At 37.7% G+C, this 15,880-nt stretch carries 13 protein-coding genes; 3 read left to right on the forward strand and 10 right to left on the reverse strand.

What is annotated here, in order from left to right; genetic code table 11:
• Positions 1-22 precede the first annotated feature (22 nt).
• The 4 genes from U8D43_RS00620 to U8D43_RS00635 form a co-directional block, all read right to left on the reverse strand.
• Positions 23-448, reverse strand: coding sequence for a YbaN family protein (locus U8D43_RS00620; RefSeq protein ID WP_335869003.1), 426 nt, complete (start codon positions 446-448; stop codon positions 23-25).
• Positions 449-1,232: 784 nt separating this feature from the next.
• On the reverse strand, positions 1,233-2,363 hold the full coding sequence (locus tag U8D43_RS00625) for a serine hydrolase domain-containing protein (protein ID WP_335869004.1): 1,131 nt from the start codon (positions 2,361-2,363) through the stop codon (positions 1,233-1,235).
• Between the two features lie 573 nt (positions 2,364-2,936).
• A complete protein-coding gene (locus U8D43_RS00630; RefSeq protein WP_442893535.1) occupies positions 2,937-4,418 on the reverse strand; it encodes a BCCT family transporter in 1,482 nt (493 codons plus the stop codon).
• Positions 4,419-4,846: 428 nt separating this feature from the next.
• Positions 4,847-5,218 (reverse strand): VOC family protein, encoded by a 372-nt coding sequence (locus tag U8D43_RS00635; protein WP_335869005.1) that lies wholly within the window; start codon positions 5,216-5,218, stop codon positions 4,847-4,849.
• A 194-nt stretch (positions 5,219-5,412) separates the two neighbouring features.
• On the opposite strand from U8D43_RS00635, the gene U8D43_RS00640 reads away from it, so the two are divergent.
• Both U8D43_RS00640 and U8D43_RS00645 read left to right on the forward strand, forming a co-directional pair.
• Positions 5,413-6,252, forward strand: coding sequence for a MerR family transcriptional regulator (locus tag U8D43_RS00640; protein ID WP_335869006.1), 840 nt, complete (start codon positions 5,413-5,415; stop codon positions 6,250-6,252).
• Between the two features lie 60 nt (positions 6,253-6,312).
• The gene (locus U8D43_RS00645) at positions 6,313-7,668 is read left to right on the forward strand and encodes an MATE family efflux transporter (RefSeq protein ID WP_335869007.1); all 1,356 of its coding nucleotides are present in this window, start codon (positions 6,313-6,315) and stop codon (positions 7,666-7,668) included.
• 576 nt (positions 7,669-8,244) lie between these two features.
• Here U8D43_RS00645 and U8D43_RS00650 read toward each other — a convergent pair.
• Positions 8,245-9,747 carry a malate:quinone oxidoreductase gene (locus tag U8D43_RS00650; RefSeq protein ID WP_335869009.1) on the reverse strand — a complete coding sequence of 501 codons (1,503 nt, stop codon included), beginning with the start codon at positions 9,745-9,747 and terminating at the stop codon, positions 8,245-8,247.
• 279 nt (positions 9,748-10,026) lie between these two features.
• Between U8D43_RS00650 and U8D43_RS00655 the strand changes: the two genes are divergently transcribed.
• Entirely contained in the window at positions 10,027-11,313 is a 1,287-nt protein-coding gene (locus U8D43_RS00655; protein ID WP_335869010.1) for a DUF2254 domain-containing protein, read from the forward strand.
• Between the two features lie 74 nt (positions 11,314-11,387).
• On the opposite strand, the gene U8D43_RS00660 is transcribed toward U8D43_RS00655, so the two are convergent.
• The 5 genes from U8D43_RS00660 to U8D43_RS00680 form a co-directional block, all read right to left on the reverse strand.
• Positions 11,388-11,522: a hypothetical protein gene (locus tag U8D43_RS00660; RefSeq protein WP_335869011.1), complete on the reverse strand. Its 135-nt coding sequence runs from the start codon at positions 11,520-11,522 to the stop codon at positions 11,388-11,390.
• A 267-nt stretch (positions 11,523-11,789) separates the two neighbouring features.
• Positions 11,790-11,969, reverse strand: a complete 180-nt coding sequence (locus U8D43_RS00665; RefSeq protein WP_335869013.1) for a hypothetical protein — start codon at positions 11,967-11,969, stop codon at positions 11,790-11,792.
• Between the two features lie 30 nt (positions 11,970-11,999).
• Entirely contained in the window at positions 12,000-12,908 is a 909-nt protein-coding gene (locus tag U8D43_RS00670) for a type II toxin-antitoxin system SpoIISA family toxin (RefSeq protein ID WP_335869014.1), read from the reverse strand.
• Positions 12,909-13,227: 319 nt separating this feature from the next.
• A complete protein-coding gene (locus U8D43_RS00675) occupies positions 13,228-13,620 on the reverse strand; it encodes a histidine phosphatase family protein (protein WP_442893531.1) in 393 nt (130 codons plus the stop codon).
• 290 nt (positions 13,621-13,910) lie between these two features.
• Positions 13,911-15,878: a hypothetical protein gene (locus tag U8D43_RS00680; protein WP_335869016.1), complete on the reverse strand. Its 1,968-nt coding sequence runs from the start codon at positions 15,876-15,878 to the stop codon at positions 13,911-13,913.
• Between the last annotated feature and the right edge of the window lie 2 nt (positions 15,879-15,880).

Here is a 15,880-nt window from a genome sequence, read left to right on the forward strand (position 1 = left end):
TCGTGAAGAATCAAATATCTAGTTAATTCGTTTTTTTTAATACTAAGGTATTAGAATGATCTTGCTTTGGAACAATGGTCTTTATTTTTTTGATAAAATAATAATGTTTATATAATGCGAGTATAATCAAGATAATCTTCACTATAAGGAAGTCTACGAAAAAAATAGACATCAAAATAAAGAAATCCGCGATGATGTTAATTCTGATTTTTTCTTTTCGTGTCATTCCTGTTTTTTGTAGGAAAGCCTCCACATATTTTTTATAGATTGGCGTGCTTCTAAACCAATTATCAATCCGTTTAGAACTTTTAGCAAAGCAAAACGCAGCAAAAAGATAAAACGGTCCGCCAGGTATTACTGGAAGCACAGTACCTAAAACCCCTAACGATAGGGATAATAATCCAATTAGGAAAAACAGGATACTTTTTATTTTTTTAATTGAAATCACCCTTTTTCTCACTAAGCATAATTTAGATTCTATGATAGTTTTAGTCGTACATACACTTTATTATGTCATCTATTACGTTTAAACACAATAGAAGTACGGTCATGGAAATAGAAATCACTTAATAAGGTTGCCTGTTAATCTTTCGAGACTACGATGATAAGTTGGCTTTTTATATGTATTATCCTTATCTTTCAAATGATAGAACACTTTATTTCCTTTTCCAATATAAACACCTTTTCTTTTGGATTCGTTTCGACAATCCACTCGTTATGGAAATCAAAATACCCCATGCATGAATACATCTTATCCGCCTAATCGTACCTTGTTCACTTCCGCACTCTTTTAGTGTAGATAAAGAGAATAACCACATTAATACTTGATAATAACAAGATTGAACTAAGATAAATCAGAACTCCATATAATTGGCTTATTCCATCAACTTCCGTAAAAAACCACCAGATGCTCCCTATCCCTAAAATTGCTGTGTTCGTTAATAGTAATTTCCAAAATAGTAAGCTATTTTTTTGTTAATTCTGCTATCAATAAATCCCACTAACAGGGAAATGAAATATGATAGTATAATTATTCCGATAAAGATCATTAACTTCACTTATTATTATCACCAAATTTTTTAAAGGCCATTTGCACTCAGTTGGATAAGCAACAAGATAATTCAGCAAAATTAAATGTTCTTACGATGTCAAAAAACACTTAAAACATTCGAGTCATTTTTCACATACCTAAATATAGACTAATCTATTATTTTATTAAACAAAACATAATGTTAGGAGTCGATGAACACATCAATAATTTTTTTGCTAATATCATGATGAATGGTCCCGTCATGATTTAATAAGACCACTATCCCTAAATTGAGTTCAGGTACCATAGACATCAGTGACCTAACAGCTAATTGACCGCCTCCGTGTTCTACTAATCGGTATCCTCGATATTGGTCTGTAAACCATGCAAGTCCATAGCTTCTGTCCTCACTTTCGAACCGCCATTCCTCACTTACAGGATGTATAGGATTTTGCATTTCTTCAATTAAATCAGAACGTAAAATAGTTGATTCTTTATTTAAATGAAATTTTATGTATTCTCCTAAATCATTTGCCGTTGAATACAAATAACCAATAGGAGCTGAAAGTGAGTTTTTTGGAAAGGGTATTTCTATCTTATCCTTCCCTAAATAATATCTGGCACTGTTTTTATCGTTTTCAACTATACCAGAATCACTCGTTGTCCGGTCCATATTCAATGGGCTGAGAATTTCATCACTAAGATGTTTTTCCCACTCGCGGCCAGTCACTTTTTCAAACAAATCGGCAAGAATCACATATGCATCTGTACAATAATTCCACCCCATCCCCACTGGGTACTCCAATTCAACTTTTTTAAACCATCTCGTTATATCTTCTCGAGATTGTATACTTTTAATCTCTTCTTCTGTAAGGTGATAATAATCTAATGCTTCTTGAAATTCTGAGGGTGTATCTGAGAAGATTTCTTTTACATTCGGAGCAATCATATTGGCAATTCCTAAGTTTGAAGGAAATCCAGCTGTATGAGATAACAAATGTCTAATCGTGATGGTATCGCTCAACTGTTTACTTTTTGTTCTGAAGTAAGGTAAATATTTAAGAACAAGATGATCCAATGAAATCAAATTATTTTCAACAAGTTGCATAATGGAAAGCGCCATGAAATTTTTAGAAATGCTTTGAATGCTCATATATGTATCACCATCAATTGGTCGGTTTACTGGTTGAATTTGAGAGTGTCCAAAACCTGCCGAATAAATAATGTCTTTGTCTTTAACAATTGCAATACTCAAGCCAATTCCTTGATGTTCCTTAATCATTTCATTAATATAATCTGATATTTGCTTTAGTTTATCCTTTAAATTTTGCATACTCTTCTCCTTTAGCTGTTACGACAGGTTGATATTATTTTTCTAACTACCTTTTGTTCAACAAAACCCGGCTACTGAAAGATTTTTAGGAATTGCTATTAAGATTTTTTATTTCTATTTTTCGTTAGAAAGCTAACCATCCTTCATAATCATAATTGTCCTTAATGATCAGTACATCACTATAAACACTTTCCCTTATTTTAACATGATTATTATTCAACCAAATGGAACAATTCAAAAAAATGCAATCCGTATTCACGAAATGCACCCTTATATAGAGAGTTTTTTTAAAATCAAAAATACTTATTCTTCTATAATCAATTATTCTGTATCCTAAATGGTGATTAGCAATTCATGATGAAATCCATCATTGTCTCTTGGCATCTATTCCCCTTCATTTCTACGTTCGAAACCTAAGGCACTGGCTAAGCGAATCATATATACGGACTAGAGGTTGAATAAAAGATCAAGGAGGCTCATCCCCCGCTTAGTTTGCACGAATGCTTAGGACAAAGGAACGCTTCTCGTCGAACAAATTGATTTTGTCTGACAATTACAGGAAACGTCGGCCTGTTACTTGCTACTTTTTTCTTGCTCAATCAACATTTTTCGTGCAATTCTAGGAGCCAACCATAACGGTGGTAACAATAGCAAGGACACAGGCACAGCCGTAACAACAATAAAATTTTGCAAGGTTCCAATACTTCCTTCACCAATCATTAATAAGACAATCGCGAGTGTCCCAAAGATGAGTGCCCAGAACACGCGAATCCACTTAGCTGGATTGTCACTACCAGTCAAAGCGACTCCCACTGTGTAGGACAGGGAATCAGCAGTCGTCGCAACAAAGACAACCGTTACAATGAGAAAACCAATGGATAAGGCATAGCCAAAGGGAATCTGATTCATAATGGCTATGACAGCAGCAGGCATGCCAGCTTCATTCAACGCTGAGGAAATTGTTCCAGGATTTTGCATTTCGTAATAAATTCCGGATCCTCCTACAACAGTGAACCAAAAGTTACTCACTATTGGAGCAAGAATTGATAAGCCAATAACAATGTCTCGAATTGTACGACCACGAGATATTCGGCTTAGGAAAATAGCCATCATCGGCCCGTAACCCAAGAACCAGCCCCAGAAGAACACGGTCCACCATCCTAGCCAATCATAATCTTCTCGGTATAATGTCATGCGGAAGAAATTTTGTATATGAAAAGCTTCTGCCCCCATAAAGGCATCAATGATGAACATCGTTGGACCGAGAATCAATAAAGCAATCATCAATATTACTGTTAAGCTTACGTTTACACGGCTAAGCCACTGAATACCACGTTCAATTCCCGTCGCTGCTGACATGGAGGCTATAGCGATTAACACAAGAATGACAAAAATGTTTGTGACGATAGTATTGGGAACACCAAACAATGTATGCAATCCATATCCCACTTGAAGTCCCAGGAAGCCTATTGGTCCAATCGTTCCTGCAGACACTGCAATAATCGACACGACATCTGCAAGGGTCCCTAGCCAGCTATTATAAATTTTTTCACCAAAAATCGGATACAAAATCGCTCTCGGTTTTAACGGAAATCCCTTATGATAGTGAGCATACATCAGAACGATTGTTGTCAGAGATCCGAGAATAGCCCAGGCTAAAAATCCCCAGTGCAAATAACTTTGTGCTAAGGCAGGAATAACGGCATCCGCCTGTTTAGCACCCTTTTCAGCAAACAATGGTGGAGTGCTTAAGAAGTGATACATTGGTTCGGCTGCTGCCCAAAATACGCCTCCACTCGCTAATAATGTAGTGAGTACCATCGCCATCCAACGAAAATATCCGTTCTCAGGCACATCTAAATTTCCAAGTCGAACTTTCCCGACTTTTGAGAATGCGAGACCTAATCCAATTAGGAAGGTCGCAAGAAGCAATAATTGCCAATACGCCCCTAAATATGTAACTGAAAAGGAAAACATGTCGCTTATCCATCTTCCAATCAGCTCTTGATTATAAATGGAGACCAATACGAATAGAACCAAAAATCCACCACTAATTCCAAACGTAATCCAATCTGTTTTATAGCTTTCTCCTTGATGATTAATATTAACACCTACTTAATTTTTTTCTTAGTATTTCCAAAATGTTTAAGATTAATTGAAATCAAACGTTTATTATAGGGGTGAGGGTTGAAGAAATCAATGATAATGTATGGAAAGTGTTCTTGTTTAAAGAACAAAGCTAAAAATGGTCCTTCTTTACCAGTCGACAAGGGCAAAAAAAAGACTCTACCCAGTGAAATCCTTGGTAGAGTCTTTTTTGACTTGAGAGCTTTCTTTTAATTTTCTTGTCAAATATTATGGGAGATATGATTAATGATGTTGATACTAATCCCGATTTCAAAAGGAAATCAGATGCATTAATAAATTCGTGAAAAGTATGCTGGGACCTGCTTCTATAATCTTTACTTATACCCTCATAGAGCTTATCTATGCTGATCAACAAGAATTGGATTACCATCAGGGTCTTCAAGTGTAAAGCTTGCGGGACCTTCCGTTGTTTCATTAGCTTCTGTCAGAATTTTAACACCGTTTTCTTTAAGCTGTTGTTGGAGGAGTCGAATATCCGTAAAGGAATCGAGATTTTCAGCATTTTCATTCCAGCCTGGATTAAAAGTCAAAATATTCTTATCAAACATGCCCTGGAATAGACCTATTACACAGCTTTCATGTTTCATAATTAGCCAATTTTCTTCGATATTTCCTCCTAAATCTTTAAATCCTAGTTTTTCATAAAATTCTTTTGATTTTTTAATGTCTTTTACCGTTAAACTTACAGAGAATGCACCTAAGTTCATATTTTCCTCCTTTAATAATTTAATAATTGTGAAAATTCTTGCTTGTTTTAAGTGTACAACATTACATGATAGAATTCATCACATAACCTTAAAGAAACTCTTTCATTCAGGCCGTTTAATAATAGATTGTATTTGACGCAGGGAAATAGCGAGCACTTTATTTTTCTAAAAAAAAAATGAAAAGGAGTTTTTTTATGAAACATCGATTCCGCATCGGAGAGATCGCGAAATTGTTCCAAACGTCCACCTCAACATTACGTTACTATGATGAGATTGGGATTTTCCAGCCAAAGTATACCGATCCTGACAGTCAATATCGGTACTATTCCTTTGAACAATTTGTCGTTCTCGACACAATCATCTTCTTGAAGAAAAATGGCTTTTCCATCAAGGATATAAAGCAACAACTAGAGCAACGGACTCCAGAGAATACGAAAGGATTACTCGAAAAAAAACTTGAAGAAATTCAAGTAGAAATGGAACAGTTGCAGAAGGTATCCAAAAAAATTAACAGTAAAATTGCCACGATTGAAGAGGGACTTTCCCTACAATCCAACCCTACGTTGACTTATCGCAGGTTTCCAGAACGAGCGATCTTTTATCTTTATCATGATGAACCGATTGATTTGAATGAAGAACCGGAAGCAATCTATTTGAAGGATCTAGAGGAGTTCTCTCTGGCTGGAGTCGGATATGACGGGTTTTTCACTGGTGACTTTGGAGCTGTCGTTGATCTTGAGAGTCTCTCGGTGGAAGGACCAGTTAAATATCAAGCGGTTTTTGTATGGTTTCCTTATGTGTTAAAGGGTTTAAAGTCAGCCTATTTAGAAGCAGGAACCTACGCCTGCTATCCTCATCTGGGACCTTATGACTCGATAAAATCTAGCTATTCTTCAGTAATAAATCGCTTGCAACAAGAGCGCTATCACATAGCTGGGCTCCCTATTGAAATTGCCATGCTAGATGAGTCCGTCAACCAGGACGAAACAGCATTTGTGACCTGGATACAAATTCCTGTAAGCAAATTAGTTTGACCTTCAAGTTCCTTGAAGGTTTATACTTTCTTTTGTAAGACACACCAGGAGGATTAAAAAATGAATGAAGCACATGATAGCTTAAAACATCTTTCAGTTAAAAAAGTATTTATCCAATACTTCTTTCCAGCGTTACTAGGGATGATGCTGATGTCCGTGAACATCCTAATCGATGGAGTATTTGTAGGTAACGGCGTTGGTTCAGTGGGACTTGCTGGCGTAAATCTCGCCATGCCAGTATTTTCTTTGATTTTCTCAATCGCGATGTGGATAGGTATTGGCGGGGGAACAATGTATTCCATCTTTATCGGGAAGGAAGATGTTGCTAAAGCGAGGAGTGTCTTTTCACTTTCCGTTGCGATTACACTCGTCTTATTGTTCGTCATCGGAGCAATTGGTTATCTAAATGTAGATTTGATAGCGAACTTACTGGGGGCAAACGTCGACACCTTTTCACATACCGTCGAATACTTGACGATTCTATTTCTACTTGGATGGCTGATTGCCATTTGGCAACTACTCAGCATCTTCGTCCGAAATGATGGCAGCCCATCCTTATCAATGTATGCACTAGGTGTGACGGCCATCGTCAATATCGGCTTGAACTATTTTATGATTTTCATTTTGAAGCTTGGCGTTTTTGGTGCTGGTCTTGCCACTGTCCTGGCAAGTATAGTCGGGGTACTAGTCCTCTTGCTCCATTTTTTCAAAAAAAAAACGAATTTAAGGACGCCTTCGTTCAACTGGTCTTGGAGGATGCTCGGAAACATTTTTTCCATTGGTTTTCCAAGCTTCCTTGCAGAAGGTGGGACACTTGTTTTCATCGCTGGCTACAACTTAACGATTGTTAGTTTACTCGGTACGGAAGGAATCGCTGCTTTTTCAATCGTCAATTATTTGCACGGATTCATGTTCTTATCTTTCTTTGGGATTGAATCAGCGTTACAGCCAATGATTAGCTACTATCATGGTGCAAAGAAAAAAGTCCATATCATAGAGAGTGTAAAAATCGGTGAAAAAGCATCCTTCATTCTAGGCGGGATCCTGTTAATCATCGGCTTAACTGCTGCTCCTATACTTGTCATGCTTTTCGGAGTTGAATCTGAGGAAGTTCGTAAACTAGCTGTTCAGGGTATTCGCCTGTTTTTTACCGGTTATCTGTTTCTTGGTTTCAATTTCGTCTATATGACCTACTTTCAGTCTATCGGTGAAATACGTTCATCGACGAGTATCATCCTTTTGCGAAGTTTCGTTTTTCTACTAATCCTACTGTGGGTGCTGCCAAAATTCATCGGTATAATTGGTGTCTGGCTCGCGCTCCCGCTCGCAGAAATGTTCGTTACCTTGCTACTCGTCTTATTCACAAGAAAACGAGTCATCCAACAACCTCCAACTAAAAGGTCCTCACTGGTGTGAAGACCTTTCAGATGGCTATTTTTCTTCGTTGAAGTACACCCACCTTAGCGGGGTAGTGAATGGATAAACTGCCGCTCCATTTTTGAAAAAGGTGATTAACAATCAATTAAAAAGGCTGTTTTCGAAAAAGTGTGGCTATTCAAAAAGGAATATATCTCTTGATTTGTATGACTTCTTGCTCTTTTCCTCATGAAAATTTATCCATTTTTAGATAAAAAGTAAGAAATCAGTCGAATAAACCTTGCTGCCTTTTTTTCTTTGTGCCAATAGCGACAATGTATACAAAAAGAGCCATAAAAAAAGAACCTTTAATCCAAAACAGATCAAAGGTTCTATGTTTTATTGACCATTAGAGAAATATGCTACTTCACCTATTTTTAAGAAAATTTGTTTCTATACAAATCTTTTCATATACATTGTGGCTAATTCCTCTGATTTTCGGTTAAAGCCACCATTTCAATGTTGACATCCATCAAAACCAGACGAATTGATGCCCGAAATAACACTGATTCCTAGATGATCAACCGATACGAAAAGCCACAAACATTGTAAAAACAGCCTTTCACGATAAGACGATTAACTATAAACCGTTTCTTTTCGGCTCAGACCAAGCGACTTTTCTGTTGAAATATGAATTTCTTGGAACAGATCTGGGTTTTCGACTAGTGACACACCATATGAAGGTATCATTTCAGTTATTTTTGCCTCCCACTCTTTCATATGTTGTGGGAAGCATTTTTCTAATAACTCTAGCATAACGTGAACGGCTGTCGAAGCACCTGGAGAAGCGCCGAGTAATGCAGCTATCGAGCCATCAGCGGCACTAACCACTTCTGTACCAAACTGTAGTGTTCCTTTCCCCCCGGTGTCCGTATCCTTTATAACTTGAACACGTTGACCAGCTACCACTATATCCCAATCCTCGCTTTTGGCGCTCGGAATGAACTCGCGTAATTCTTCCATTCGCTTTTCATTTGATAACAAAACTTGTTGAATCAGGTATTTTGTCAACCCCATTTCTTTCACTCCTGCCGCCAACATTGTGACAAGATTATTCGGTTTGACAGTACTAATTAAATCAAGATTTGAACCCGTTTTTAGGAATTTTGGTGAAAACCCCGCAAACGGCCCGAACAGCAATGATTTTTTATTGTCGATATACCTTGTATCTAGATGCGGAACCGACATTGGAGGGGCACCAACTTTAGCTTTACCGTATACTTTTGCATGATGCTTCTCCACGACATCAGGGTTGTTACAAACCATAAATAATCCACTAACAGGGAACCCTCCAATCTGTTTTGACTCAGGTATTCCTGTTTTTTGTAGTAATGGTAGACTTCCACCCCCACCGCCAATAAAGACGAATTTAGCCGTATGGTATTCGACTTTCCCTCCTTCAATATCGTTCACTTTCACTTCCCATGAGCCGTCGCTTGTACGTTTAATATCCTCTACACTATGCTGATAATTGATTTCAACATTTTTACTCTTTAAGTGGTCATATAACATACGTGTTAATGCCCCGAAATTGACATCTGTGCCCGAGTCGATTTTTGTTGCCGCTATGGGTTCATTCGATGTACGACCTTCCATGATAAGTGGAATCCATTCCTTCAGTTTGTTAACGTCATCGGAGAATTCCATCCCTTGAAATAGCGGATTAGTTGACAGCGCTTCCAATCGATCCCGCAAAAAGGTTACGTTTTTTTCCCCTTGTACTAAACTCATATGAGGTATTGGCATGATAAAGTCCTGTGGATTCTTAATTAGATTGCGGTTTACGAGATACGACCAAAACTGTCTTGATAGCTGAAACTGTTCATTAATTTTTATTGCTTTGCTAATGTCAATTGATCCGTCAGATTTTTCGGATGTATAGTTAAGTTCGCATAGAGCAGAATGCCCCGTACCCGCATTATTCCATTCGTTAGAGCTTTCTTCTCCTGCGTTTGCGAGTTTCTCAAACACTTTAATTTCCCATTCTGGTGCTAATTCATTCAGTAATGCACCCAATGTGGCACTCATGACTCCGGCACCAATTAATATAACGTCTGTTTTATTCATTATTTTGCTCATAATATTCTTCAATACCCCCAATATTTGCAAAAAAGAGTAGACATCCCTGCTCAGATGTCACTAATAGTAAGGTGCCAGCTAGTAAAACACCTATTCTTTTTTAAATATATCCCTATCTTAGTCTATTATATTTAATAATAGATTACAATATCTACTATAATCAGAAAATAATAAGCCCTATTCACCAGGGAAAAGCGGTACGTCTTCTTACCTTTTCTGCATATCTACAATATGACAGGAAATACTATCACTACATTTTTAGAAAAGGTGATTCCTTCAATGAGAACATTCATTTCAGTGATAAAAAATAGTTTATGGTTTGTGCCGAGTATATACAGTTTTGTTGGACTTATCTTAGCAATAATCACGATAGCGGTTGATACCTATTTCATCAATGAGTTAACCGACGTGGTCCCAAATCTATTCTTTACGAGAGTGGATCTCGCCAGCACAATCCTCGCAACTTTGTCTTCAGCGTTGCTAACAATGACGACGTTTACGTTTTCGATTATTATGATTGTTCTAACCACTTATTCGTCACAATTTTCCCCTCGAGCTCTACCAAACTTTATGACGGAACGAACGACAATGAGAATGCTCGGTGTTTTTTTAGGAGGGTTTCTTTACTCAATTTGTAGCTTATTATTTATGCGAAGTGGAACTGAGGATGAGTTAGTCATTTCAGCAGTTATTGGCGTTTTTCTCACTATTATCTGTCTCGTCTTTTTCATTCATTTCATCCATCACATCGGCCGTTCGATCCAGGTTGATTTCTTAATTGAGAAACTAACGAAGGAATCCTTACAAACAAGTAAGGATATACAGGAGAAAATGAAAAATCTTCAATTTACGATTACGAAGCAATACGATCAGGTTTATCTTTATAAAAAATCATTCTTTAGTTCAGAAACAGTATATTTTCAACATTTGGACATTGATAAACTCCGTCTGTATGCAAAGGAAAACAAGTTATTCATCGAGATGCATCAAAAGATTGGGGAGTTCTTAACAAGTCATTCTCAAGTGTTTACGATTCACACAAGGGACGAACCGATAACAGATGACATGGTGTTACAGGTATATGATTTTTTAACACTTAGTCATAACCGTAGTACGTCCCAAGACATCTCTTTTTCTATTCAAAAATTAGTAGAGATTGCTTTGCGTGCAACGTCTCCGGCCATTAATGACCCCTTTACAGCTAAGCATTGCATTCGAAATATTGGAATGGTGTTAGGGGAATTTGCTCCGTTGCTGGAGGGGGATTTATTATTTCAGGATGAAGAGGAATATACTCTCCTTCTTCCGTTTGAAACGATGAGGAATTTGCTCTATTTTAGCTTTAATCAATTTCAAATGACGACTCGAGATGATTTATCCGTACTAGGGGCGATTCTAGACGCATTAATCACAACAGCACATAAAAGTTCTCATGAAAACAAGCAAGTAATCTGGTCTTATTATAGCTATGTGACATATAATGTTGCCCCTCTCGATCGATTACATGAACTTGACCAAGAATTCTTAATGATTAAGAAGAAAATGCTCTTTGACGCCACACGATGATTTCCACTTACTTAGGTATAAAAACCGATAATTCAGATACATTTTTAAGGGAGTGGGAAGTATTATACTCGCCTTTATACAAAAGATTTTTTTGAAAGTGTGCGTAACCAAACATCATTCTCTTTTTGCACACCAAATGTGATATTTTTGGCCACACAAGATCGTTTATTTGGATTTCGTGGTGGAAGAGTACGTTTTTTTTCTTTCATGGAACCCACCTCTTTTCGATTGATTAATATAGGATATGCGAATTCCGAAAAAATACTATAAAAAAAAAAGATGAAATAAATCATCTTCTCTTAAGGCTCTTATCTCATAATTTGTTGCTCTAGAATACAAAAACGGATGGAAATACACTTTTATTTCCTCATTTCGAGTTAAAAACAAGGCGAAAAGATGCCCCAAGCCATTCTTTATCCCGAAATAAGGACTCATTCGAAAAGCTACAATCTTTGCGAAAACAGCCTATGATAAAATCAGCGAGCTTGTCGAATAATTTCTCGATCTTCTGCTTTCATTCTTCCAATTGATCGTTCTAGGTTAATATGTGTCGGTCGTTTATTCGGGTTTCTAGGAGGCACATTGGTCGCACGGTGTCTGGAAGGGGTCTTTGTCTCCTCTTTGTTTCGGTTGTTTTTTTTTGATTTGACGATCATCTCTTCCACTCTCCTTTGCTTCTTTTTCCATCATAGCACATTTCCCTCTGTACTTCTATCTTCCTCGTTCGGATCGATTGTTTCTACTTGCTCTGTGTCTTCAAGCAACTCGTCTTCTCTAGAAAGTAGCCACATATCAAATGTATAAAGCAAATTGAGTAATAAAGAAGCATCTGCTCCAGTTACCTCGTTGCCCTGTTTAGCTGAGATGACGAAGATGATATTAAAATACTCTCCAAAATAAGGGAATAAGACATAGGAGCCATCTTTCTCGATGATTTCAACATTTTCTCCATCAAGGAGAGTATGGATTACTTGGCTTTTTCGCATCCCGACTCCTCGAAGTGTCCAAACATGATCGGTGCGTATTTTTTCGTAGGCCCGTTGAACGTTGTCTTTAAACACCTGTTCTTCAACAGACGATTCAACCCGATAAGAAAATACATCTAAATGGAATGAAGAGGTAAAATTCCGCAAATAAGCTAGAACAAACTCTTCATACTTTTCAGGGGTAAAATCAAATTCATCCACTTGCCAGAGCGTTTCACTTTTTGGCATCATTTGATTGACTTTAATCAGCTTTTCACTCAGCTCTATAAAGGTTCCTCTATTTTTATTAATGCTCTCCACTAGACCTTCTTGCTTGAGTTCATTAGACATGAATTTAGTAATGTCTGGCGTCTGAAAAATAAATAAATCAATAATGACTACACTTACTACAAGTGCAATTAAATACTCGAGTTTTCCACCTACCTCTGGGAAGGCTCCGAATACCCAGAGCAAATAAGACATGGATATGACTAAACCGTAATAGATTTTTCGAATTGCGACTCTGTGTCTTAAATAGTATTCTCTGCTCCATATGTATAGTCCGATGCTAAAGGCGATTCCCATTAGAATAATAAACAAAATGACAATCGAATACCATGTTACATTCAAGCAACCCTCTCCCCTTTTTGTAAAAGCTCTTTCTTATCTACTATACAGCAGGAATGGCGCAATTTTAAGAGAGATTTCATTGATTACTAGAGAAATTATGCAGGGAAGATTCTTCATGCCTTCAAGAAATAACTTGTTTCAAACAAGATTAGCTACTAGTTTTCTACGATGAAGGTTTCGTGAATATTTTATCTGAATTCATAACTGTTAAAATCTCCATTATCAGATGAATTTCGCAATACATTACCATCACTGGGTACACTCGTAAAATAAGCGCCAATACAGCCCGTTGTACATCTATGTCCAGAGATTAAGATATTTATTTCTCTCTCTTTATAGCGTCTAACTCGCTCATAAAATGAAAGACTCTTTCAAGAAAAAAACGGGCATCCTCAACACCCTTATAAACACATGTATCGGGCAAAACACCATTCATTTTGACCTCACTTATTTTTAACCCGTCTGCTTCACCAATATCAAAAACATCAAGTCGCGGGTCAACTATTGCCTTCATTCCCGTAACAATTTCTGCCGTTTGGATGGCTCTCACTTGGGGAGAGGTGAAAACCAGGTCAAATTTAATCGTTTTCAGCTTGTCTCTTAATCTTTCCGCTTGTTGCCGTCCAAACTCGTTTAATGGTAAACCATGTCGTCCTTGCATTCTTCTTTCTTTGTTTAGATCGGTTTGTCCGTGTCTCAGCACATAAATCATGTTTCCATCCACCTTCACATAATCTTCGAAACGATTGAAACAATTTTCTATTCATACAACCACTGATTTTTATCATAAACCATGTTCACAAGATGGATCCACTGTCCGTACATTCATCTTTAATTTTTGGATTAAGAATTTAATGCAAAGATAGTCAGGTATAATTCAACAAAGGACGTTGGACAGAAAATCGATATGTTCAACACCGCTCGTAGCGATTTAGTTTCACTTACACCGTTTTTAAAAAAAACGCTAAGCAAACAGTCCGTTTGCCTAGCAAATTTAGAAATTTAAAGCCAGGTATAATCTTTTCCCCAACTATTTCGTGCGAGAGATTCCACTTTTTCTACAATTTCAGATTCAACTGCAAATGCATCTCCTTGTTCATATGGATTGAAATGATAAGCATAGATGCGTGAGACAAATTCATGGAAAGGCAAAGAACATTCTCCGACTCTTTCGCCATTGTCCATGACAGAAGGCTTAATGCCCTGCCCCCAATCTTGTGAACCATCATTATTAGGATTATAAAAGTAGATTCTGTACTCTCCTTGAGGGTCTTCTGTAATTCTAAGGATTGATAGTGCGTGAAAACCAAGTAGTTTACCATGTACATTTGTAATAAATATGCCGACTGGGTTCGGATAAATTAACTCATAATCATCGTTGTATTCTGGATGATGTGTTGCATAAAAAAGGCGCACAAAATCCGAATAATGTGTAATCGCTCCAGTTAGAGGATCAATTGCATTGTTAAATCCCTTTTGAACCCAGTCCCCGTAAAACTCGGGGTTTACCCAGCGATGCCCGTCTTCACCTCGTAGGGATACTCTTGTCATCATTTCACTGTAAATACGATCTAAATGCGGAACAAGGATTAGTGAGACCGGATCAAGTTCTTGATGAAGATTAGGAGCTAGTCCTCCTGTTAAATCCTTGGAATGAATCGGCACTCCTTCAAACTTAATATCAATATCACCGTCGCGAGCCGCACGAGGAATGATTTCAAGCAAATAGCCTGGTGCATGCTGGGACCACAGACTTAAGCCTCGCGCAGCTTGGCACGTTGGATTCAATCCCTGTCCAATTCCGATTGGTTGTCCTAACACACTAATCACTCCGGCGAGGAGAACTGTGTTGGCAGTAAGACCTTCTCCGCTTTTAAAACTAAATAGAAGCGTATTCCGAACTTCTGGTTTAATGTCGAGTTCAATGAGTCTTCTCAAGCCCGGAATCACGGGAGATGAAGAAAGTACCCCTCGCTCAAGCAATAACGCTAAACCATAGACTGATTGCTTAGTAGCAGGGAAAATCGCCACTTTGATCAGCTGATGAACTAGTTCCGCATGCTCTTCAAGATTGGCTTTTCCTTTGTCCGTTAATTGTAGAGCAACTGGAACAAGGTCCTTTACCTTCCTGCTTAGAAAACGTAGCAAGATTGAGTGCTGAGGAGAAACCAAACCTGTCGTTCGCATCGAGTTTGCAAAATACGTTGCTTCTTTTTCTAACTCTTCGGTTGATAGAATCATCAGTTGTTTCCGGTAATCACCGAGACTTGGACTATTTTTGCTTAGAGGAGACGGTCCTTCAATAGCTGAAACATATCGTTCTAAGGCGCTTCTCTCCTCGATACTCATATTGGAATGGAGCATTTTTTTTGCGGTTTCAATCATTGAGATGGTCCGTTTAACCATGATTGGTCGTTGTGCTGTTAGACGCTCAATCTCTTTAATTAACGTAGTTGTTAGGGCTTGATAAGACAATTTCTGTGACAAAAAATGAAACAAGGAAATCGCTTGTTGGTTAGCTTCTTCTGATCCTTCAATTCGAGAAGCTTCGGTTGCTTCTGGAAAAAGAAGATTTAAATTAAGAACCATCACTTCATTTAGAAAGTCTTCGGCCATTTCTGCTGATACTTTTTCATGTTGGTACTCTCCCTCGGCAATGGATAGCATCCGGAGCTCACTTAGAACTTCAATTATGGAAGGAAGGCCTTTTGCTTGTAAAGAACCGGCCACTAGAGGTGGTTGAAGTTTAGATGCCTTCTCCCACGGACCATCTTGAAACACGCCTGCCCGCTCAAACCGACTTGCGGATCGAAATAAGGTTTGAAGTCCATTATTAGTTTCTAAAATGCGTTGGGCTTCTTGATAGACGTCTGTTTGATACATCGATTTTGCGAATGATGCTGCCGTTTCCAGTTGATTCAGTGCATGTAAAAATCGTTCTTCTAATTTAGAAGTTAATTCAGATGTCATTA

It is taken from the genome of Bacillus sp. 2205SS5-2 (genome assembly GCF_037024155.1).
Classification (GTDB): domain Bacteria; phylum Bacillota; class Bacilli; order Bacillales; family Bacillaceae_K; genus Bacillus_CI.